This window comes from Shewanella sp. Isolate7 (assembly GCF_022398425.1).
GTDB lineage: Bacteria > Pseudomonadota > Gammaproteobacteria > Enterobacterales > Shewanellaceae > Shewanella.
On record NZ_JAKEVJ010000179.1, the window covers coordinates 1 to 861 of the forward strand.

The window sequence follows — 861 nt, forward strand, 5'->3', positions numbered from 1 at the left end:
AGCATCGACGGCGTTGATGGCCCATTCACCCTGGGGCAGGCGGTCACCATCAATGGTGTGGGCAGCTTTACCCTCAATGCGAACGGCAGCTACAGCTTTACCCCGGCCGCKAACTACAACGGGCCGGTACCGGTGATCACTTATGTGCTGACCGATGGCTCAAGCACCGACACCTCGACCCTGACCATCACGGTTGATCCGGTGAACGACAACTTCACCGACAACAACGAAGTCATTAACGTCGACGAAGACAGCGGCGCCACCACAGGTAATGTGATTGATGGCAGCAGCGTCGATGGCGAGCTGAGCGTGCAGAGCTTCAGCATCGATGGCGTTGATGGCGTTGATGGCCCATTCACCCTGGGTCAGGCGGTCACCATCAATGGTGTGGGCAGCTTTACCCTCAATGCGAACGGCAGCTACAGCTTTACCCCGGCCGCGAACTACAACGGGCCGGTACCGGTGATCACCTATGTGCTGACCGATGGCTCAAGCACCGACACCTCGACCCTGACCATCACGGTTGATCCGGTGAACGACAACTTCACCGATGAAAACGAAGCGATCAATGTCGATGAAGACAGCGGCGCCACCACAGGTAATGTGATTGATGGCAGCAGCGTCGATGGCGAGCTGAGCGTGCAGAGCTTCAGCATCGACGGCGTTGATGGCCCATTCACCCTGGGKCAGGCGGTCACCATCAATGGTGTGGGCAGCTTTACCCTCAATGCGAACGGCAGCTACAGCTTTACCCCGGCCGCKAACTACAACGGGCCGGTACCGGTGATCACYTATGTGCTGACCGATGGCTCAAGCACCGACACCTCGACCCTGACCATCACGGTTGATCCGGTGAACGAC

1 protein-coding gene is annotated in these 861 nt (G+C 58.3%); it reads left to right on the plus strand.

Features of this window, described 5'->3' with window-relative positions; translation table 11 throughout:
- The coding region (locus L1D47_RS20855; protein ID WP_239886634.1) for a tandem-95 repeat protein at positions 1-861 on the plus strand (861 nt) is incomplete at both ends.